Origin of the sequence: Pseudomonas sp. Fl4BN1 (assembly GCF_009908285.1) — a bacterium.
In the GTDB taxonomy this organism is placed as follows: domain Bacteria; phylum Pseudomonadota; class Gammaproteobacteria; order Pseudomonadales; family Pseudomonadaceae; genus Aquipseudomonas.
In genome coordinates, this window is sequence record NZ_JAAARM010000015.1 from 65,421 (window position 1) to 85,276 (window position 19,856).

Annotated in this window: 22 protein-coding genes; 9 read left to right on the forward strand and 13 right to left on the reverse strand. The window is 62.3% G+C overall.

Annotated elements, in window-relative coordinates:
* From GV818_RS18010 to GV818_RS18040, 7 genes are all read left to right on the forward strand, one after another.
* Positions 1–783, forward strand: a complete 783-nt coding sequence (locus GV818_RS18010) for a hypothetical protein (protein ID WP_368668939.1) — start codon at positions 1–3, stop codon at positions 781–783.
* A 57-nt stretch (positions 784–840) separates the two neighbouring features.
* Complete coding sequence (locus tag GV818_RS18015) at positions 841–1,308, forward strand: hypothetical protein (protein WP_161758772.1); 468 nt, start codon at positions 841–843, stop codon at positions 1,306–1,308.
* Positions 1,305–2,177, forward strand: a complete 873-nt coding sequence (locus GV818_RS18020) for a hypothetical protein (RefSeq protein ID WP_178124980.1) — start codon at positions 1,305–1,307, stop codon at positions 2,175–2,177. The genes GV818_RS18015 and GV818_RS18020 overlap by 4 nt, the downstream gene beginning before the upstream one ends.
* Before the next feature lie 141 nt (positions 2,178–2,318).
* The gene (locus GV818_RS18025; RefSeq protein ID WP_161777130.1) at positions 2,319–3,155 is read left to right on the forward strand and encodes a hypothetical protein; all 837 of its coding nucleotides are present in this window, start codon (positions 2,319–2,321) and stop codon (positions 3,153–3,155) included.
* A gap of 70 nt (positions 3,156–3,225) precedes the next feature.
* On the forward strand, positions 3,226–3,690 hold the full coding sequence (locus GV818_RS18030) for a hypothetical protein (RefSeq protein WP_161777131.1): 465 nt from the start codon (positions 3,226–3,228) through the stop codon (positions 3,688–3,690).
* A 131-nt stretch (positions 3,691–3,821) separates the two neighbouring features.
* Positions 3,822–4,574, forward strand: a complete 753-nt coding sequence (locus GV818_RS18035; RefSeq protein WP_256679485.1) for a hypothetical protein — start codon at positions 3,822–3,824, stop codon at positions 4,572–4,574.
* A 124-nt stretch (positions 4,575–4,698) separates the two neighbouring features.
* On the forward strand, positions 4,699–5,709 hold the full coding sequence (locus GV818_RS18040; RefSeq protein WP_161758768.1) for an AI-2E family transporter: 1,011 nt from the start codon (positions 4,699–4,701) through the stop codon (positions 5,707–5,709).
* A 13-nt stretch (positions 5,710–5,722) separates the two neighbouring features.
* On the opposite strand, the gene GV818_RS18045 is transcribed toward GV818_RS18040, so the two are convergent.
* Both GV818_RS18045 and GV818_RS18050 read right to left on the reverse strand, forming a co-directional pair.
* The gene (locus tag GV818_RS18045) at positions 5,723–6,631 is read right to left on the reverse strand and encodes a hypothetical protein (protein ID WP_161777133.1); all 909 of its coding nucleotides are present in this window, start codon (positions 6,629–6,631) and stop codon (positions 5,723–5,725) included.
* Between the two features lie 62 nt (positions 6,632–6,693).
* The gene (locus GV818_RS18050; protein ID WP_161758766.1) at positions 6,694–7,959 is read right to left on the reverse strand and encodes an Hsp70 family protein; all 1,266 of its coding nucleotides are present in this window, start codon (positions 7,957–7,959) and stop codon (positions 6,694–6,696) included.
* A gap of 297 nt (positions 7,960–8,256) precedes the next feature.
* On the opposite strand from GV818_RS18050, the gene GV818_RS18055 reads away from it, so the two are divergent.
* Together GV818_RS18055 and GV818_RS18060 are read left to right on the forward strand one after the other, a co-directional pair.
* A complete protein-coding gene (locus GV818_RS18055; RefSeq protein WP_161758765.1) occupies positions 8,257–9,204 on the forward strand; it encodes a DnaJ C-terminal domain-containing protein in 948 nt (315 codons plus the stop codon).
* Positions 9,205–9,227: 23 nt separating this feature from the next.
* Positions 9,228–9,530, forward strand: a complete 303-nt coding sequence (locus GV818_RS18060; RefSeq protein ID WP_161758764.1) for a chaperone modulator CbpM — start codon at positions 9,228–9,230, stop codon at positions 9,528–9,530.
* 388 nt (positions 9,531–9,918) lie between these two features.
* Here GV818_RS18060 and GV818_RS18065 read toward each other — a convergent pair whose 3' ends face one another.
* From GV818_RS18065 to urtB, 11 genes are all read right to left on the reverse strand, one after another.
* Positions 9,919–11,058, reverse strand: coding sequence for a sensor histidine kinase (locus GV818_RS18065; protein WP_161777134.1), 1,140 nt, complete (start codon positions 11,056–11,058; stop codon positions 9,919–9,921).
* Between the two features lie 74 nt (positions 11,059–11,132).
* Positions 11,133–12,833: an urease subunit alpha gene (ureC, locus tag GV818_RS18070; protein WP_161758762.1), complete on the reverse strand. Its 1,701-nt coding sequence runs from the start codon at positions 12,831–12,833 to the stop codon at positions 11,133–11,135.
* 110 nt (positions 12,834–12,943) lie between these two features.
* Complete coding sequence (locus GV818_RS18075; protein WP_161758761.1) at positions 12,944–13,249, reverse strand: urease subunit beta; 306 nt, start codon at positions 13,247–13,249, stop codon at positions 12,944–12,946.
* Complete coding sequence (locus GV818_RS18080) at positions 13,246–13,779, reverse strand: GNAT family N-acetyltransferase (RefSeq protein WP_161758760.1); 534 nt, start codon at positions 13,777–13,779, stop codon at positions 13,246–13,248. Before GV818_RS18080 ends, GV818_RS18075 begins: the two co-directional genes overlap by 4 nt.
* 7 nt (positions 13,780–13,786) lie before the next feature.
* Positions 13,787–14,320 (reverse strand): GNAT family N-acetyltransferase, encoded by a 534-nt coding sequence (locus GV818_RS18085; protein WP_161777135.1) that lies wholly within the window; start codon positions 14,318–14,320, stop codon positions 13,787–13,789.
* Between the two features lie 9 nt (positions 14,321–14,329).
* Positions 14,330–14,632 carry an urease subunit gamma gene (locus tag GV818_RS18090; protein ID WP_161758758.1) on the reverse strand — a complete coding sequence of 101 codons (303 nt, stop codon included), beginning with the start codon at positions 14,630–14,632 and terminating at the stop codon, positions 14,330–14,332.
* Between the two features lie 44 nt (positions 14,633–14,676).
* Positions 14,677–15,516, reverse strand: a complete 840-nt coding sequence (locus tag GV818_RS18095) for an urease accessory protein UreD (RefSeq protein WP_161777136.1) — start codon at positions 15,514–15,516, stop codon at positions 14,677–14,679.
* A gap of 30 nt (positions 15,517–15,546) precedes the next feature.
* Positions 15,547–16,245, reverse strand: coding sequence for an urea ABC transporter ATP-binding subunit UrtE (gene urtE / locus GV818_RS18100; RefSeq protein WP_161758756.1), 699 nt, complete (start codon positions 16,243–16,245; stop codon positions 15,547–15,549).
* A 104-nt stretch (positions 16,246–16,349) separates the two neighbouring features.
* Entirely contained in the window at positions 16,350–17,210 is an 861-nt protein-coding gene (gene urtD / locus GV818_RS18105) for an urea ABC transporter ATP-binding protein UrtD (protein WP_161758755.1), read from the reverse strand.
* Positions 17,207–18,286, reverse strand: a complete 1,080-nt coding sequence (gene urtC, locus GV818_RS18110) for an urea ABC transporter permease subunit UrtC (RefSeq protein ID WP_161777137.1) — start codon at positions 18,284–18,286, stop codon at positions 17,207–17,209. The genes urtD and urtC overlap by 4 nt, the downstream gene beginning before the upstream one ends.
* Complete coding sequence (gene urtB, locus GV818_RS18115; protein WP_161758753.1) at positions 18,286–19,788, reverse strand: urea ABC transporter permease subunit UrtB; 1,503 nt, start codon at positions 19,786–19,788, stop codon at positions 18,286–18,288. The genes urtC and urtB overlap by 1 nt, the downstream gene beginning before the upstream one ends.
* Positions 19,789–19,856 lie beyond the last annotated feature (68 nt).

A 19,856-nucleotide genomic window follows, 5' to 3' on the forward strand; every position in this document is an offset into this window, starting at 1 on the left:
GTGCAACCGCCACTGGTCTATGAAAATGATCGGCTGATCAAAAAGATGCTGTGCGAAGTGGGTAATCAGCCAGTCACCGTAGCCAAGCGGCTGTCTTTCGAGTTGCCGGACCCCTTCAGGAGTGCTCCTTGCGGAACCATCAGCAGCGGTTTCAGCTATGACAAAAAACGTGATGAGGTCTCGGTGACTCGCTCAGGCAGTTTCAACTACGGAACGACCCAAGCCTATGCATCATCGTTGTATTTGAGTGTTGATGGGTACTTGGGCGGTGATCGCCGTGGAAGTGTCTATCCAAGAGAGAAGTTTATTGAGGAGTACCTGGCTTATGCGGCTTTGCCGGATGGCCCGGGTCTTCCCGATAAAGTTGATCGGGTCAGCTTCAAGGGATATCAGTGTGTGCGCTTTTATGAATTCTGGAAAAGCACGCCAGCCGGAATCTGGAACGATGAAGTCAAATATTGGTGCTGGGAGCAAGAAAGTGGCTTGAATCAGCCATTTTATCTCGAAGCGGGGCAGCGTTTAGCAATAGGCGTTTCTGGCATAGATCTAGAAAAAACATTGATCATGCCAGTGTTTGAGTCTCTGAAAATCAACCCGTTATCCCATTCGCTGATCGCTGACTTGAACTCGCAAATCAGATCGGCCTGTGCTCTGGTCAAGTCCCGTTACGATCAAAACTTGAGATGGGGCTCCGACTATCCCGATAAACGCCTGACCCTGACCCGCCTGCACTACTGCGGCTACGATGTACCACTTCCCGACCTCCAGGCTCCGTCGCGCTGAGCCCTTGGAGCTTTGGCCGAAAGGCCTGTCAGGCAGCCAACACATAGGGAGATGAGCATGAAAAAGTGGGCTTGGATTGCCTTGCTGCTGTTTTTGAGTGGTTGTGCTTCGCAACCACAGCGCAAGGATGAAGAGCAGGTTCTGTCCGAGGTCGCGGCTCGGGTGCAGAGGGACGGCAACGGTGCGGCACAAGGCGGGGGCCAGGATCAGCAGTTGCTTGCCACGCGGATCAACAGTCATGGGCTGCTTCCCGATCGCCTGGTGATTGTGGCCGGCGGTGCGCGTGAGCGTTTCAATGTGCGTGACATGTTCGCCCAGGTCTCCGAGAGCCAGAGCGGCAGGTTCCTGATGTTCGGCGCCAACCCGGCACTGGACAAGGCGATTGTCGGCGGAGCATTGAGCGATCAGCGCTTTCCTCGGGTCTGGTTGTTCTTTGTCGGCGAGCCGGAGCAGGAGCAGGAAATGCGCGGCATCGTCGAAGCCGCAGGCATCAAGTATTCGTTTATCAACAAGTACAAGGAATGAGCTTGCTCGGAGTAGCCAGGAGCATTCGCCGCTGTATCGAAATCACCTTGATCTGTGGGCTGCAGGGGATCATCAGTGGTTGCATGGCGCCGCCCCTGGTCTATGAGGACGCCCGCTTCGACAACCGGCTGCTCTGCCAGGAGGGCGCGAAGCGGGTCACCCTGATGCAGCGCTATTCCTTCGATTTGCCAGGGCCTTACCGGCATGCCGAATGCGGAACCGTTACCGGAGGGTTTTATTATGAAAAGGCCAGTGACTCACTGTCTGTGGGAACTTCCGGGTCCTTTTCCTATGGCGACACCCAGGTGACGGCCTCCGCGCTCTACATGCGGGTCGACAGCTTTCTCGATGGTCAAGGAGTGGGGCTGCTCTATCCAAAGCAGGCCTTTCTTGATGATTTGCTGGCCAGGCAGGCGTTGCCATTCCATACCGGCGTCAAGCCCAGCAGCCTCGACTGGGTGACCCTGCAGGGCTACCAATGCCTGCGTTCTTACGAGCGTTGGGAAGGGGCGGCGGTCGGTATTCTCGAGGACAAGGTGAAGTACTGGTGCTGGGAGCAGGAGAGCGGCCTGCAGCAGCCCTTCTATGTGCATGCCGGCCAACGCCTGCCCCTGGGGAGCAAGGGCTATGACCTGGATCAGGTGTTTATCCTGCCGTTGTTCCAGAGTCTGAAGATCAACCCCCTGCCAGAGTCGGTGCTGGCCAAGGCTCGAGCCGGTATTCAAAAGGCTTGTGCCCATATCAAATCGCGCTACGACCAGAACCTGAGATGGGGCGATGACTATCCTGACAAGCGCCTGACCCTGATCCGCCTGCACTACTGCGGCTACGACGTGCCACTGCCCGATCTCAAGGCACCTTCACCTTGAATCATCGGAGGCCTGCGTATGCATTACTCAGAAGCTATGGGCTGGCACGAGCAGCTTTATGCAGACGGACTTTAAAAAACGTCCGGATCTGTACATCGTGCTGACATTGATCGACAAGCATGGCAATGCGGAGTTGTTGAAATGATGCAGAGATTCTTGATCGTTTGTATCGGAGTCTGTGCTCTGACTGGTTGCGCAGGCCTCTCCAAGGAGTATGAGAATCAAAATCTGCAGGCTCGTCTGTTATGCAAGATTGGCGGTGAGCGGGTGACCCTTAGCCCGCGTCTTTCCTATGATCTACCCGAGCCATTTCGTCATGCTGCCTGCTCCACCTTGGCACCGGGGTTCATCTATAGAAAGTCCTCCGCGGCGGTCGAAGTTAGCCTTGAGTCCGTCATCAGCTACGGCAGTGTACAGGCTCGTTCGACATCAGCTGCGATGTCGATCGAGAGTTTTATGGATGGCAAGGGGTCTTGGCTGCTCTATCCGCCAGACGGGTTTCTCGACGCTCGCCTGGCGTATCTGGCGCTACCCGGAACCCAACGCCCGCCAAACAGTGTGGAGAAACGTCAGGTCCACGGCTTTGCCTGTTATCGGTTCTACCGCGTGAACGATTTGCCCGCGGTAGGCATGCAAGGTGATGAGGTCGAGTATTGGTGCTGGGAGAATCAAAGTGGCCTGTCGATACCTTTTTATGTCAGTGCCAGTCAGAGCGGTAAAGCCGGTCAGCCCAGGGGCGATCTCGATCAGCTCTATATCGAACCGCTGTTTCGCAGTTTGACGATCAACCCATTACCCGCTTCGACGCTGGCCGAGATTCGTGCAAAAACCTCAGCGGCTTGTGCTCATGCCAAATCCCGTTTTGACCAGAACCTGCCCTGGGGCGATGACTATCCGGACAAGCGTCTGGCGCTGACCCGACTGCACTACTGCGGCTACGAAGTACCACTGCCCGACCTCCAGGCACCGTCGCGCTGAGCCCTTGGAGGTGTTTTGGGGGGGGCGTGGCCGACAGGTCTGTCATACATAAATACATAGGGAGATGAGCATGAAAAAGTGGGCTTGGATTGCCTTGCTGCTGTTTTTGAGTGGTTGTGCTTCGCAACCACAGCGCAAGGATGAAGAGCAGGTCCTGTCCGAGGTCGCGGCTCGGGTGCAGAGGGACGGCAACGGTGCGGCACAAGGCGGGGGCCAGGATCAGCAGTTGCTTGCCACGCGGATCAACAGCCATGGGCTGCTTCCCGATCGCCTGGTGATTGTGGCGGGCGGTGCGCGTGAGCGTTTCAATGTGCGTGACATGTTCGCCCAGGTCTCCGAGAGCCAGAGTGGCAGGTTCCTGATGTTCGGCGCCAACCCGGCACTGGACAAGGCGATTGTCGGCGGAGCATTGAGCGATCAGCGCTTTCCTCGGGTCTGGTTGTTCTTTGTTGGCGAGCCGGAGCAGGAGCAGGAAATGAAGGGCATCGTCGAAGCTGCGGGCATCAAGTATTCGTTTATCAGCAAATACAAGTGAGGGGTTCTCCCGGGCGGGCGAGGCTTGTGCGCCGTTGTGTCGAGAACACGCTGACCTGTGGCGTTCTCGCTGCCATCAGCGGTTGCATGGCGCCGTCCCTGGTTTACGAAAATGATCGCTTGGACACCCGAATGCTGTGCACCGAAGGGGCGAAACGGGTGACGCTGACCCAGCGTTATTCCTTCGACCTGCCGGAACCCTTCCGGCACACCGTGTGTGGCACGCTGAGCAGCGGCTTCACTTACCGCAAGGACCATGATGCGTTGTCTGTCGGAACCTCGGGCTCGTTCAGCTACGGGACTGTCCAGGTCACGGCCGGGTCGCTGTACATGGGGGTCGACAGCTTCCTGAGCGGCAAGGGTGATGGCTTGCTGTACCCCAAGGAAGTATTTGCCAAGGCCAAGCTGGCGGCCCTGGCGCTGCCCGGTGGCGGGTTCCAGCCCAATCAGGCGGACTGGGTCACGCGTGGGGGTTATCAATGCCTGCGTTTCTACGAGTCGTGGAGGGGCCAGGCGGTAGGGCTGCAGGAGGATGAGGTCAAGTACTGGTGCTGGGAGGGCGAGAGTGGGCTCAAGCAACCCTTTTATGTGCATGCCGGGCAGCGTATGCCCTTGGGAGCCAAGGGCTATGATCTCGACCAGACCTTTATCCAGCCGTTTTTCCAGAGTCTGAAGATCAATCCCTTGCCGGTACCGGTGCTGGTCGAGTCGCAACGAAAGCTGCAGGCGATCTGCGCTCATGCCAAGTCCCGCTACGATCAGGGGTTGCCATGGGGGGCCGATTATCCGGACCAGCGACTGACCCTGACCGAACTGCACTACTGCGGCTACGCCGTGCCGTTGCCCGACCTTTCAGCCCCGCAGCCCCAGGCCAAAACCGACTGAGCCTTCAGCCGTCACAACACTCCAGTACCCCGTAAGCCCACGCCCTTGCGGCGCCTGCCACTATTCCTCTGCGGTGAAGGCTGGCAGACTGCCGGTCTTTTCCCGCTGTTTGTCTTGAGGCTATATGCCAGCGTTTTCACAGCGTCATCTGTTGTTCATCAGTTGGATCATTATCTTTGGCGGCCTGCTGCTGGCCCTGCCGTTGCGGCTGTTGCCCAGCCTGCTGGCCGGTTTGCTGGTGTTCGAGCTGGTCAACATGCTCACGCCGCAGTTGCAGCGGCTGATCGAAGGCCAGCGTGCGCGCTGGCTGGCGGTGGCCCTGCTCGGCACCCTGGTGGTCAGCCTGCTGACCCTGCTGTTCGCCGGAGCCATCAGTTTCCTGCTGCATGAGGCGGAGAATCCCGGCGCCTCACTGGACAAGTTCATGGTGGTGGTGGACAAGGCCCGGGGCCAGTTGCCGCCGTTCCTCGATTCCTATCTGCCGGCCAGCGCCGCGGAGTTCCAGGCCGCCATCGGCGCCTGGGCCAGCAAGCACCTGAGCGAGTTGCAACTGGTGGGCAAGGACGCGGCGCACATGTTCGTGACCCTGCTGATCGGCATGGTCCTGGGGGCGATCATCGCCTTGCAGCGCATCCCCGACCTGACCAAGCGCAAGCCTCTGGCGGCGGCGCTGTTCGATCGTCTGCACCTGCTGGTCCAGGCCTTTCGCAACATCGTCTTCGCGCAGATCAAGATTTCCCTGCTCAACACTTTCTTCACTGGGATCTTCCTGGCGGTGATCCTGCCGATGTTCGGGGTCAAGCTGCCGTTGACCAAGACCCTGATCGTGCTGACCTTCCTGCTGGGCCTGCTGCCGGTGATCGGCAACCTGATCTCCAACACCCTGATCACCATCGTCGGCCTGTCGCTGTCGATCTGGGTGGCGGTGGCGGCTCTGGGCTACCTGATCTTTATCCACAAGCTGGAATACTTTCTCAACGCGCGGATTGTTGGCGGGCAGATCAGTGCCAAGTCCTGGGAGTTGCTGCTGGCGATGCTGGTGTTCGAGGCGGCGTTCGGCCTGCCAGGGGTGGTGGCGGGGCCGATCTACTACGCCTATCTGAAAAGCGAGCTGAAGCTGGCGGGGCTGGTCTGAACCCTGCCGGGCCTCAACCGCGCCCGGCATCCTCATAGGTGACCGCCTGCAGGCGATCGAGGCCTGAGCCGATATGGAAGGAGAACGGTCGGCCCAGGTGCTCGATCTTCTTCGCACATTCGCTGGTCCAGGTGTCTTGGCGACTGTCGGCACTGAAGTCGGCGGCCAGCACCTGGTCGCCCAGGTTGCCGATTTCAATCGACAATTGCAGCTTGGTCCGCAGCAGGTCGTCGGCGATCTGCTCTTCGCTCCACAGGCGAATATCGCCTTTGCTCATGCTCTCGCGCAGTTGGGCGTCCTTGACCTGCATCAGCACCGGCATGGTCTTTCTCTGGAAGTTCTGAGTTCGGTAATTGAGGTAGGCATGCTCGGGCGATTGCTCGGGGATCTGGCGCACGCTCAGCCCCTTGAAGGGCAGCTCGCCGTTCAATTGCCCCTCGATGCTGCAGATGATCTGCACCGGAACCCCGCTCTGGTTGAACAGGCCTATGGCCCGGTCTAGATATTGGTAGCGCGCCGAAAGCTGCACCTCGGGCGTGATGGCCAGGTCCAGGGTGATTGGCTGCGGGGTGGCAGCCCCGGGCTGGGCTTGGAGGGTCAGGTCGATGGCCATGCTGCTGGCCGCCCGCGCCTTGATGATGTCGTCAAACAGGGCGCGCAGGGCCGTCCGCTGCTCAGGGCTCAACTCGCCGTCGAGGGCCAGATGGACCACCCGAGTGTCCTGCTCATCCAGCTCCAGCACGATCTGTTCAGGGGCGATGCCGCGGGAGCGAATCGCCTCCTTCAGCAGGGTGCTGACCTTGGCATTGATCTGCTGGCCGCGATAACCCACCGGCTGCTCGAAGTGCAGGGACATGAAGTCTTCCTTGCAGCCGGTCAGCAGCAGGGCGGTCAGTAGGGGCAGCAGTTTGCACAGGTTCATCGTTGTGGTTCCTTGCGAAAATTTTTCCCATCCCTGGGGTACGAACGTCGGGCGCGGGATGCTTAGCCGTAGCGCTTTTTGGCTTCAATCGCCAGGCCGCTACCGATGCTGCCGAAGATATTGCCTTCCACATGCCGGGCGTTGGGCAGCATCGCCGCCACGCTCTGGCGCAGTGCCGGAATGCCGCTGGAGCCACCGGTGAAGAACACCGTATCGACCTGGCTTTCGCTGACGTTGGCGTCCTGGAGCAGCTGCGTGACGCTGTTGCGGATGCGCTGCAGTTGGTTGTCGATGGACGACTCGAACAGGGCCCGGCTCAGATCGATGCTGAGGTCGCGCTCGATGCGATCCAGGGGCACCAGACGGTTATCGGCATGGGTCAGCTGGATTTTGGTTTCTTCAATCTCCATGGCCAGCCAGTGGCCTGCACGCTGCTCGATCAGCTTGAACAATCGGTCGATGCCGCCGGTGTCCTCGATGTCATAGCGCATGCTGCCAAGGGCCAACTGGGACTTCTGTGAGTACACCGAGTTGATGGTGTGCCAGGTCGCCAGGTTCATGTGGTGGCTGGTGGGCATGTAGGCGCCGCTCTTCATCCGGCTGCCGTAACCGAACAGTGGCATCACCCCAGCGAGCGAAAGTTGCTTGTCGAAGTCGGTCCCGCCGACGTGCACACCGCCAGTGGCGAGGATGTCGTCGTGGCGGTTGTCGACCCCACGGCGCTCAGGGGACAGGCGCACCAGGGAGAAGTCCGAGGTACCACCGCCGATGTCGACGATCAGTACCAGCTCCTCGCGCTCGATGGTCGACTCGTAGTCGAAGGCCGCGGCGATCGGTTCGTACTGGAAGGACACTTCCTTGAAGCCGATCTTGCGAGCCACGTCCACCAGGGTGTTTTCGGCTTCCTGGTCGGCGTCGGCGTCGTCATCGACGAAGAACACCGGGCGGCCCAGCACCACTTCGTCGAATTCCCGACCCGCGGTGGCCTCGGCACGGCTTTTCAACTGGCCGATAAACAGCCCCAGCAGGTCCTTGAACGGCATGGCAGTGCCCAGCACGCTGGTGTCGTGCTTGATCAGCTTGGAGCCCAGCAGGCTCTTCAGCGAGCGCATCAGCCGGCCTTCGTAGCCTTCCAGGTACTCGTGCAGCGCCAGGCGGCCGTACACCGGACGGCGTTCTTCAATATTGAAGAACACCACCGAAGGCAGGGTGATCTTATCGTCCTCCAGGGCGATCAGCGTCTCCTCGCCGGGCCGCAGCCAGCCGACGGTAGAGTTGGAGGTGCCGAAGTCGATGCCGCAAGCACGGGCCGGGGAGGCGTTATTCATGTCTTTCGATCCGGTGAAAAAAACGGCCGCGAAGCGTACGCCAGTCCTCGCGCGTTGCAAAGGCCGACTATCTGCTAAATCGCAACCTGTTGTGCCTTGAAAGACTATCCTTGACCCCCAAACTTGCAGGCATGAGCCTGGCAGCTACAAGGGATCGCAAGATCCGCCCGAGGCTGCCGATAAACTTCTGATGCGCCGTTCAGTCAGAGGATTGAGATTGGTCAATCTTCATGCTGCCAGACCGGGCATGCTGTACTGCACGCCGCGCGACCTAGATAACGGATGGTGAATCCCGCGATGGACTTCAAAGACTATTACAAGATTCTCGGCGTCGAGCCGACTGCTGACGACAAGGCGATCAAGGCCGCCTATCGCAAGCTGGCACGCAAATATCACCCCGACGTCAGTAAGGAAAAGGACGCCGAGGCCAAGTTCAAGGACGCCTCGGAAGCCTATGAAGCGCTGAAAAGCGCCGACAAGCGCGCCGAGTACGACGACCTGCGCAAGTACGGCCAGCACGGCCAGCCGTTCCAGGGCCCGCCGGGCTGGCAGAGCCGTGGCGGTTTTGGCGGCGGCGATGGCGCCGATGGTGGCGATTTCTCGGACTTCTTCAGTTCGATCTTTGGTAACCGGGGGCCAGGATTCGGCGGCCCGGAGCAGCGCCGCAGCAGTGGCCGTCGTGGACAGGATGTGGAAATGGAACTGCCGATTTTTCTTGAAGAAACCTTGTCGACCGAGTCGAAGAAGATCAGCTTCCAGGTGCCGCAATACAACGCTGCGGGCCAGCACGTCAGCAATACCAGCAAGAGCCTGAACGTGAAGATTCCGGCCGGGGTCAGCGACGGCGAGCGCATCCGCCTCAAGGGCCAGGGCGCACCGGGCGTTGGCGGCGGAGCCAATGGCGACCTGTACCTGACTATCCGCTTTGCTCCTCATCCGAAGTTCGATGTCGAGGGCGAGAACCTGATCATCACCTTGCCGCTGGCCCCCTGGGAGCTGGCGCTGGGTACCGAGGTCGCGGTGCCGACCCTGACCGGCAAGATCAACCTCAAGGTTCCGGCCGGCAGCCAGAACGGCCAGCGCATGCGCGCCAAGGGTCACGGCCTGCTGAACAAGGCCGGCCACCGTGGCAACCTGTTCGTGCAGCTCAAGGCGGTGATGCCCAAGGAGGACGGGGATGAGGTCAAGGCGTTGTGGCAGGCACTGGCGAAAAAGGCTGCGTTCGATCCTCGGGAACATTTCTGATTCGACACTAGGAGGCGCTGATCATGAGTACCCTGATCGTTCAGCTGGACATGGAAGAGTTCTGTGAAGTAGCCGACCTGTCGGCGGCCTACGTGATCGAAATCGTCGAACATGGCATCCTCGAACCTCAGGGCTCGACGCCCAAGGATTGGCGTTTCAACGATTTTGAGTTGTCCCTGGCCAAGCGTGCGGCGAAGCTGCGCCGCGACCTGGACCTGGAGTGGGAAGGCGTCGCCTTGGCGCTGGACCTGCTGGATGAGGTGCGACAACTGCGCGCCGAAAACCAGATGCTCAAGCAGCGCCTGGGGCGCCTGCTGGCGGACTGACCGCCCCGTAGGAGCCGGCTTGCCGGCGAAAGGGCCCTCGGGCCTTGCGCAACCTGTGCCGTCGCCTTCGCTGGCAAGCCAGCTCCTACGGTTTGCCATCCGTTCGTTGTAGGAGCCGGCTTGCCGGCGAAGAGGCCCTTGGGCCTTGCGCAATCTGTGCCGACGCCTTCGCTGGCAAGCCAGCTCCTACGGTTTGCCACCCGTTCGTCGTAGGAGCCGGCTTGCCGGCGAAAGGGCCCTTGGGCCTTGCGCAACCTGTGCCGACGCCTTCGCTGGCAAGCCAGCTCCTACGGTTTGCCATCCGTTCGTTGTAGGAGCCGGCTTGCCGGCGAAAGGGCCCTTGGGCCTTGCGCAATCTGTGCCGACGCCTTCGCTGGCAAGCCAGCTCCTACGAGGTGGCGCGGGAAACCCGCGGCAGGATCACGGTGAAGGTGGTGCCGTCGCTGGCGTTGGAGCTGACTTCAATACTGCCCTGGTGCGCCGTCACCACTTCCTTGACGATGAACAGGCCCAGGCCAAGACTGGTGCTGGTACTGCCCAGTTCCTCGTCGGCGCTGCGCACCAAAGGGTCGAACAGGGTGTTCAGGGCTTCCTTGGGGATCGGTGTGCCGTAGTTGTGCACAGTCAGCAGCACTTGTTCGGCACCCCCGGTGATGGTCACGGTCACGGTACGGCGGTTGCTACCGTGCTGCAGGGCGTTGCCAATCAGGTTCTGCAGCAACTGCTCGATGCGCCCACGGTCCCAGATGCCATGGCTATCACCGTCGAAACTCAATAACGGGGTGCAATCGGGCTGCCCGGCGCAGGCTTCATCCATGGCGGCCTTGGCCGCGCTGGCCAGGTCCATGGGGGCCGGGTCGATGGGCAGGCCATTGCCCAGGCGGCTGCGGACGAACTCCAACAAGTCGCTGACCATCGCCGCCATGTGCCGGGTGCCACTCTTGATACGAGAAACAAAGGCCTGGGCATCGCTGTCCAGCGCCACTTTGCGCGCCAGCATCTCGGTGGACATGCTCACCGCCTGCAATGGCGCCCGCAGGTCGTGGCCGAGAATCGCCAGGAAGATATCCCGCGAGCGGCTGACCTGTTCGGCATAGGCCGCTGTGGACTCGGCCAGGGCCTCGTCGATGGCTTCGTTGAAACGGATCATGTCCTGCAGATTGTTCAGGTCCGGCGTGATCAGGCTGGCGACCCACAGGCGGATCACGCTGGCCCTCAGGTGACGGAACTCCGAGGTCATTTGCACCAGGTCGAAGCCCACGTGATGGCGCAGTTCGCCATGGCTGGCGGCGGCCACATCCAGGCTGGGGGTTTTTTCCGGGCCTTCGCCCCTGGCCTTGGCCACTTGTTCACCGGGACTCTGCACGGTGCGCATGTCCCGGGCCGCGGCCAGCAGGATCGACCTGGCGTGATCGCGCAGGTCGGTGCGGGTCATGGTGCCGGGCTCGGGGGCCAGGGTCCTGGCAAATTGCTCCCATTCATCAACGATTCGATCAACGTGCTGCACGATGAAATCGGACAGGCGCATAGCCGGGCACCTTACTGGGCAGAGAGGGGAAACCGAGAGGCATCTTAGCGCCTAATCCAGCGGCTGAGTGTGCCTCAGAACAGGAAGTAGCGTTGGGCCATGGGCAGTACATCCGCCGGTTCGCACCACAGCAGAACCCCGTCCGCCTTGACCTGATACGTCTGCGGATCGACCTCGATGTTCGGCAGGTAGTCATTGTGGATCAGGTCGGTCTTCTGCACGTTACGGCAACCCTTGACCACCGCGATGCGCTTTTTCAGCCCCAGTTGTTCCGGCACCCCGGCCTCCAGCGCGGCCTGGCTGATGAAAGTCAGGCTGGTGGCGTGGCGACTGCCGCCATAGCTGGCGAACATCGGTCGGTAGTGCACCGGCTGTGGCGTCGGGATCGAGGCGTTGGCATCGCCCATCAGGCTCGCGGCAATCGCCCCGCCCTTGAGGATCAGGGTCGGCTTGACGCCGAAGAAGGCCGGGCGCCAGAGCACCAGGTCGGCCCACTTGCCGATTTCGATCGAGCCCACTTCATGGCTGATGCCGTGGGTGATCGCCGGGTTGATGGTGTACTTGGCGATGTAGCGCTTGACCCGGAAATTACTGTTGCCCGGGCCATCACCCGGCAACGGGCCGCGCTGGCGGTGCATCTTGTCGGCGGTTTGCCAGGTGCGGGTCACTACCTCGCCAACCCGGCCCATGGCCTGGCTGTCGGAGCTGATCATCGAGAACGCCCCCAGGTCGTGGAGGATATCCTCGGCAGCGATGGTTTCCCGGCGGATGCGGCTTTCGGCGAAGGCCACGTCCTCGGCGATGCTCGGGTCCAGGTGGTGGCAGACCATGAGCATGTCCAGGTGTTCGTCGATGGTGTTGCGGGTGAAGGGCCGGGTCGGGTTGGTGGAGCTGGGCAGCACGTTGGCGAAGCCGCAGGCCTTGATGATGTCCGGGGCGTGGCCGCCGCCGGCGCCTTCGGTGTGGTAGGTGTGGATGGTCCGGCCCTTGAAGGCACCGAGGGTGGTTTCGACGAAGCCGGATTCATTCAAGGTGTCGGTGTGGATTGCAACCTGCACGTCGTACGCGTCGGCCACGCTCAGGCAGTTATCGATACTCGCCGGAGTGCTGCCCCAATCCTCGTGCAGCTTGAGGCCGATGGCCCCAGCCCGGACCTGCTCGATCAGCGGTTCCGGCAGGCTGGCGTTACCCTTGCCGGTAAAGCCGATGTTCATCGCGAAGGCGTCCGCCGCCTGGAGCATGCGCGCCATGTGCCAGGGCCCCGAAGTGCAGGTGGTGGCGTTGGTCCCGGTGGCTGGCCCCGTGCCGCCACCGATCATGGTGGTGACGCCACTCATCAGCGCCTCCTCGATCTGCTGCGGACAGATGAAGTGAATATGGGTATCGATACCGCCGGCGGTGAGGATCATGCCCTCGCCGGCGATCACTTCGGTGCTGGCGCCAATGGCGATGGTCACATCGGGCTGGATATCCGGATTGCCGGCCTTGCCGATGGCGGCGATGCGCCCGTCCTTCAAGCCGACGTCGGCCTTGACGATGCCCCAGTGATCGATGATCAGCGCGTTGGTGATCAGCGTATCCACCACCTCGGCGGCCAGCAGTTGGCTCTGGCCCATGCCATCGCGGATCACCTTGCCGCCGCCGAACTTCACCTCTTCGCCGTAGGTGGTGAAATCCTTCTCCACCTCGATCCACAACTCGGTGTCAGCCAGGCGCACCTTGTCGCCCACTGTCGGGCCGAACATATCGGCATAGGCCTCACGGGAAATCTTCATCGCAGCTCCTTACAGAAAACAAAACCTGTAGGAGCTGGCTTGCCAGCGAAGGCGACTTTTCGGGCCTTTTCGCCGGCAAGCCGGCTCCTACGCGCGTGGCGTCGAGGGGGTCAGAGGTCGCCCATGATGCGTCCGGCAAAACCGAACACCCGACGATGCCCCGCCAGGTCCACCAGTTCCACTTCCCGGGTCTGTCCCGGTTCGAAGCGCACGGCGGTACCCGCCGCGATATTCAAGCGCATGCCGCGGCTGGCGGCGCGATCGAAGGTCAGGGCGTCGTTGGTTTCGAAGAAGTGGTAGTGGGAGCCAACCTGGATCGGCCGGTCGCCACTGTTGGCAACGCTCAGGCTCAGGGTGCGGCGCCCGGCATTGAGTTCAATCTCGCCGGGCTGGATCTGGTATTGGCCAGGAATCATGAGGGTTGTCCCAAGGTCTTGAAGTATATGGCAGTGGGGGTGTAGGTGCCGTCCGGGCTCTGGCAGTAGTTGGGCAGTTCGCCGACCCTTGTATAGCCCAGCGAGCGGTAGAAGTCCTCGGCGGCCGAGCCGGCCTCGGTGTCCAGGTACAACAACCCGCGCTGGTGCTGATGAGCCGCTTGCTCCAGCGCCGACATCAACTGCTGGCCGAGCCCCCGGCGCCGAGCGCTGTGCAGCACCTGGAGCTTCTGTACTTCGGCGCGGTTGCGTCCGTTGGCCTTCATGCACAGCGCCAGTTGCACGCTGGCCAGGACCTTCTCATCGTGAACCACCACCCACAACAGCAGGCTGCCGTCTTCGACACCGGCCTGCACAGTGCTGAGGTAGTCCCGGGCCTGGCTGTCGTCGAGGTCAGCCATGAAGCCGACGGACGCACCGTGTTGCACCGAGTCGAGCAGCAGGTCGATCAAACCCTGGCGGTAATGGGCAAAGCTTTCTCCATGGACTCGGCGCAGTTGGGCGGCGTTCATCGAGATTTCACTCCTTGTGAGGGGCGGGCGGTTGCGCCCCAGGGTTGAGAATCAGCTGCATGAAGGTCAGGTCCAGCCAGCGTCCGAACTTGGTGCCTACCTGAGGCATCTGTCCGGTGCTGATGAAACCCAGGCGCTCATGCAGGCGGATCGAGGCGCTGTTGCCACTTTCGATAGCGGCCACCATCACGTGTTTGTCAGCGCTGCGGGCGCGCTCCAGCAGCACCGTCATCAGTTGCGGACCCAGGCCATTGCCACGCTGGTCACTGCGCACGTAGACCGAATGTTCCACGGTGTGGCGAAAGCCATCGAAGGGGCGCCAGTCGCCGAAAGAAGCGTAGCCGAGCACTTGTTCCTCGGGGTTGACGATCACCAGGATCGGATAGCCCTGGGCCTGGCGCGCGCTGAACCAGGCCTGGCGATTACCGAGGTCCACCGGCTGCTCGTTCCAGATCGCCGTGGTGTTGCGTACGGCGTCGTTGTAGATGTCGCGGATCGCCGGCAGGTCAGCGTGCAGCGCGTCGCGGATGCGATAGGTCATGGCACGGTCTCAGGCGATGGGTTGGTGAACGGTAACCAGCTTGGTGCCGTCGGGGAAAGTGGCTTCCACCTGGATATCCGGAATCATCTCCGGGATGCCTTCCATCACCTGTTCGCGACTGAGCAGGGTGGTGCCGTAGTGCATCAGTTGGGCCACGGTCTGCCCGTCCCGGGCACCTTCGAGCAGCGCCGCGGAAATGTAGGCAATGGCTTCCGGATAATTGAGCTTGAGGCCGCGGGCCAATCGCCGTTCGGCTACCAGGCCGGCGGTAAAGATCAGCAGCTTGTCTTTTTCGCGTGGGGTCAGGTCCATCGTGATCAATCCGTCATTGGGCAGTTAAAAGGGGCGCAGTCGCTTCATGTATTCCAGATCCTCGGCGGCACGGCCTCGCGCCCCAGCAGGGTCGGGCGCAACAGCTGCCACAGGGCGATCAGCCAGGCTCGGGCCTGCAGGGCTTCGCTGGCCAGGCAGCGGGCTACCAACAGGCCCGGCAGTTGTGTCAGGTCGCCGCGCACCGGGTGCTCCAGAGCGCGGCAGCGTTCCAGCAGTTGGCTGTCGACCTCGCCGGTGACCAGCAAGGTGGCGAATACCGGCTGGCCATCCAGGCCGATCGGCGAGTCCAGCAAACCATCGCCACCACTGATGCGCTGGCGTTCATGCCAGAGCGGTCGGCCGTCGCGGCGGATATCCAGCTGCGCCTGGAAATGCCCGTATTCGAAGCGCTCGCCACTGGCCGGGCGTCCCAGGGCAACGATGTCCCAATAGAACAACCGCGCATCCCCGTGCAATTCGATCAGGGTTGTCAGCTCGGCCTGGGCGGCGCTAAACACAATGGTCTCCTGGGGCAGCCACTCCAGGGTTGCCCCCGGCGCGACCTGCAGGTTCAGGGTCTGGCTGGCGCTGCCGGTGGCGCGATACCACTTGGCGGCCCCGGGGCTGGTCAATTGCGCCCAGGCGCCGTTGTCGACACGGGCATTGATCGTCAGCCGGTCACCGCCGGCAATGCCGCCGGGAGGGTGGACGATGATGTGCTGGCAAACCTCCGGGCCTTCGGCGTACAGGTGCTTCTGCACCCGCAGCGGACCTAGATGGCGGCGCAGTACCGGGCGCGTGGTAGCGCCGAACCGGGCATAGGCCAGCTCCAGCTCGGCGTGCCAACTGGGGGTGAACAGGGCGGTGGCGGCAGGTGAGTTCATGCTGGGTCGTTATCGTTAGGAGGCTACAGATTAGATCGTAACCAGGCCGCGTACACCTTCTGCCTGCATATTTTCTCCGCGGCCCTGCTGGACGATTTCGCCGCGGGACATCACCAGGTACTGGTCTGCCAGTTCGGCGGCAAAATCGTAGAACTGCTCCACCAGTAAAATGGCCATGTCGCCCTGGGCCGCGAGCTTTTTGATCACCGCGCCGATCTCCTTGATCACCGAGGGCTGGATGCCTTCGGTAGGCTCATCGAGGATCAGCAGCCGCGGGCGGCTGGCCAGGGCGCGGCCGATGGCCAACTGTTGCTGCTGGCCGCCGGAAAGGTCGCCGCCACGGCGTTGCTTCATCTGCAGCAGCACCGGAAACAGCTCGTAGATGAACGCCGGAACCTCTTTGGCTTCGGCGCCTGGAAAGCGCGACAGGCCCATCAGCAGGTTCTCCTCCACCGTCAGGCGAGCGAAGATCTCTCGGCCCTGTGGCACGTACGCAATCCCGGCGTGGACCCGCTGGTGCGGCTTGTAGCCGGTGATGGTCCGGCCCTCCCAGTTGACCGCGCCTTCCTTGGCCGGCAGCAGGCCCATCAGGCATTTGAGCAGGGTGGTCTTGCCCACCCCGTTGCGCCCGAGCAGGCAGGTGACTTCGCCGATCTGCGCTTCGAAGCTCAGGCCGCGGAGGATGTGGCTACCGCCGTAGTACTGGTGCAGCTGGTCGACTTGGAGCATGGTCGGGTACTCGAATCTTGTGGGAATTGCGGGGTGGCCTTCGCTGGCAAGCCAGCTCCTACGGGAGGGGGGAGGAGCCGGCTTGCCGGCGAACGGCGGTTGCGCTAACGGCCGAGGTACACCTCGATCACCCGTTGGTTTTCCTGCACCTGCTCCAGGGACCCTTCGGCCAGCACGCTGCCCTGGTGCAGCACGGTGACGTGGTCGGCGATCGAGCCGACAAAACCCATGTCGTGCTCCACCACCATCAGTGAGTGTTTGCCGGCCAGGGTCTTGAACAGTTCGGCGGTGAACTCGGTCTCGGCGTCGGTCATGCCGGCCACCGGTTCGTCGAGCAACAGTAACTGTGGGTCCTGCATCAGCAGCATGCCGATTTCCAGGAACTGCTTCTGGCCGTGGGACAGCAGGCCGGCCTGGCGCTGCGCCGAGGCCGTCAGGCGGATGGTCTCCAGCACCTGTTCGATGCGCGCTTGCTGCTCGTCGCTGAGCCGGGCGCCGAGGCTGGCCCACACCGACTTGTCGGCCTTCTGTGCCAGCTCCAGGTTCTCGAACACGCTCAGGGCCTCGAACACCGTGGGCTTCTGGAACTTGCGGCCGATCCCGGCCTGGGCGATCTGCACTTCGCTCATCTGGGTCAGGTCCAGGGTTTCGCCGAACCAGGCCTTGCCTTGGGTCGGGCGGGTCTTGCCGGTGATCACGTCCATCAGGGTGGTCTTGCCGGCGCCGTTGGGGCCGATGATGCAGCGCAGCTCACCGACGCCGATGTACAGGTTGAGGTCGTTGAGGGCCTTGAACCCGTCGAAGCTGACGCTGATGTCCTCCAGGGTCAGGATGGTCCCGTGGCGGGTGTTGAGGCCCTTGCCGGCAGCACGGCCGAGGCCGATGGCGTCGCGGCTGGCACCTGCATCCTTATTGGGTTCGAGGATGGGTTCGAGCATGAAATCAGCCGTTGCCGTGACTCTCATTGTTCACCTCGTTTCTTCAGCAGGCCGATCACGCCCTTGGGCAGGTACAGGGTCACCACGATGAACAGCGCGCCGAGGAAGAACAGCCAGTATTCGGGAAAGGCCACGGTGAACCAGCTCTTCATGCCGTTCACCAGCCCCGCCCCCAACAACGGACCGATCAGCGTGCCGCGTCCGCCCAGGGCGACCCATACGGCGGCCTCGATGGAGTTGGTCGGGGACATTTCGCTGGGGTTGATGATGCCCACCTGGGGCACATACAGGGCCCCGGCCAGGCCGCACAGCACTGCGCTCAAGACCCAGACGAAAAGCTTGAAGCCACGGGGGTCGTAGCCGCAGAACATCAGGCGATTCTCGGCATCGCGCAGCGCCGTCAGGACCCGGCCGAACTTGCTCCGGGCCAGGCGCCAGCCGATGTACAGGCTGGCCACCAGCAACAGCACCGTGGCCAGGAACAGCACCGCGCGGGTCCCGGGTGCGGTGATGCCGAAGCCGAGGATCGAGCGGAAATTGGTAAAGCCGTTGTTGCCGCCAAAGCCGGTTTCGTTGCGAAAGAACAGCAGCATGCCGGCGAAGGTCAGGGCCTGGGTCATGATCGAGAAGTACACGCCCTTGATCCGCGAGCGGAAGGCGAAGAAGCCGAACACCAGGGCCAGCAGCCCGGGTGCCAGTACCACCAGGCACAGGGACCAGAGGAAGCTGCTGGTGCCGGTCCAGTACCAGGGCAACTCGCTCCACGAGAGGAACGTCATGAACGCCGGCAGGCCATCCCCCGCGGCCTGGCGCATCAGGTACATGCCCATGGCATAGCCGCCCAGGGCGAAGAACAGGCCGTGGCCCAGCGACAGCAGCCCGGCATAACCCCAGACCAGGTCCAGGGCCAGGGCGACGATGGCGTAGCAGAGGATCTTGCCTACCAGGGTCAGGGTGTAGGCCGAGACGTGCAGTGGATGGTCCGACGCCAGCAGGGAGAGCAGTGGCAGGGCCAGTAGCAGGACGAGGAGCACGGCTCCGATGGCGACAGTGACTTTGGGCCCGGCTTTCTGGGTGGCGGTCAGCAGCAGTGGTTGATTCATCAGTCGATCACCCGTCCTTTCAATGCGAAGAGTCCCTGCGGGCGTTTCTGGATGAACAGAATGATCAGCGCGAGGATCAGGATCTTGCCGAGCACGGCACCGATCTGCGGTTCGAGGATCTTGTTGGCGATCCCCAGGCCGAAGGCCGCGAGCACGCTGCCGGCCAGTTGCCCGACCCCGCCCAGCACCACCACCAGGAATGAGTCGATGATGTAGCTCTGGCCCAGGTCAGGGCCGACGTTGCCGATCTGGCTCAGGGCTACGCCGCCGAGACCGGCGATGCCCGAACCGAGGCCGAAGGCGAGCATGTCGACACGGCCGGTAGGCACGCCGCAGCAGGCCGCCATGTTGCGGTTCTGGGTGACGGCGCGCACGTTCAGTCCCAGCCGGGTTTTGTTCAGCAGCAGCCAGGTCAGTAGCACCACCGCCAGGGCGAAGACGATGATGACGATGCGGTTGTACGGCAGCACCAGATTCGGCAGCACCTGGATGCCACCCGAAAGCCAGGCTGGGTTCGCCACTTCGACGTTCTGCGCGCCGAACAGCAGGCGCACCAATTGGATCAGCATCAGGCTGATGCCCCAGGTGGCCAGCAGGGTTTCCAGAGGGCGTCCGTAGAGATGACGAATCACCGTGCGCTCCAGGACCATGCCGATCCCGGCGGTGACGAAAAATGCCACTGGCAGCGCCAGCAGCGGGTAGTACTCGATGGCTTGGGGCGCGTAGCGCTGGAACAGCAACTGCACCACATAGGTGGCGTAGGCGCCGAGCATCAGCATCTCGCCGTGGGCCATGTTGATCACCCCCAGCAGGCCGAAGGTAATGGCCAGGCCGAGGGCTGCCAGCAGCAGGATCGAACCCAGGGACAGGCCGCTGAAGGCCTGGCCCAGCACTTCGCCGACCAGCAGCTTGCGCTTGACCTGGGCCAGGCTGGTTTCTGCTGCGGTACGTACCGCCGTGTCGGCTTCGCCGCCCGGTTCCAGCAAGCCTTCAAGGCGGGTGCGGGCCAGCGGGTCGCCGGTTTCCCCCAGCAGGCGCACGGCGGCCAGACGTACCGCCGGGTCGTTGTCCACCAGTTGCAGGTTGGCCAGGGCCAGGCTCAGGGCATCGTGTACACCGGGGTCTTGCTCGGCGGCCAGTTGCGCATCGAGGAATTTCAGTTGCGCCGGCCTGGCGCTTTTTTGCAGTTGGCGGGCGGCATCGAGCCGGGTTGGGGCGTCGGTGGCCAGCAGTCGATGGCTGGCCAGGGCCATGTCGATCAGCCCCCGCAGGCGGTTGTTCAGGCGCAGAGTCTTGGCTTGGCCATCGAGGTTCAACTGGCCCTGTTGCAGGGCGTTGAGCAGCGCAAGGCGCGCTGGGTCGGGTTGCGCGGCCCAGGCTTCCAGCAGTTGCGCCTGTTGGTTGGAATTGGCCGCAACAAAATCTTCGGCTTCACCGGCATGGGCTGCAATGGGCAGCAGCAACAGGCAGGCGAGGATCAAACGGTAGAGGGCAGTGGGCATGGCGATGTCCTTGAAAACACCCGGGTAACCTGTAGGAGCGAGCTTGCTCGCGATCCGCGCAGCGGCCA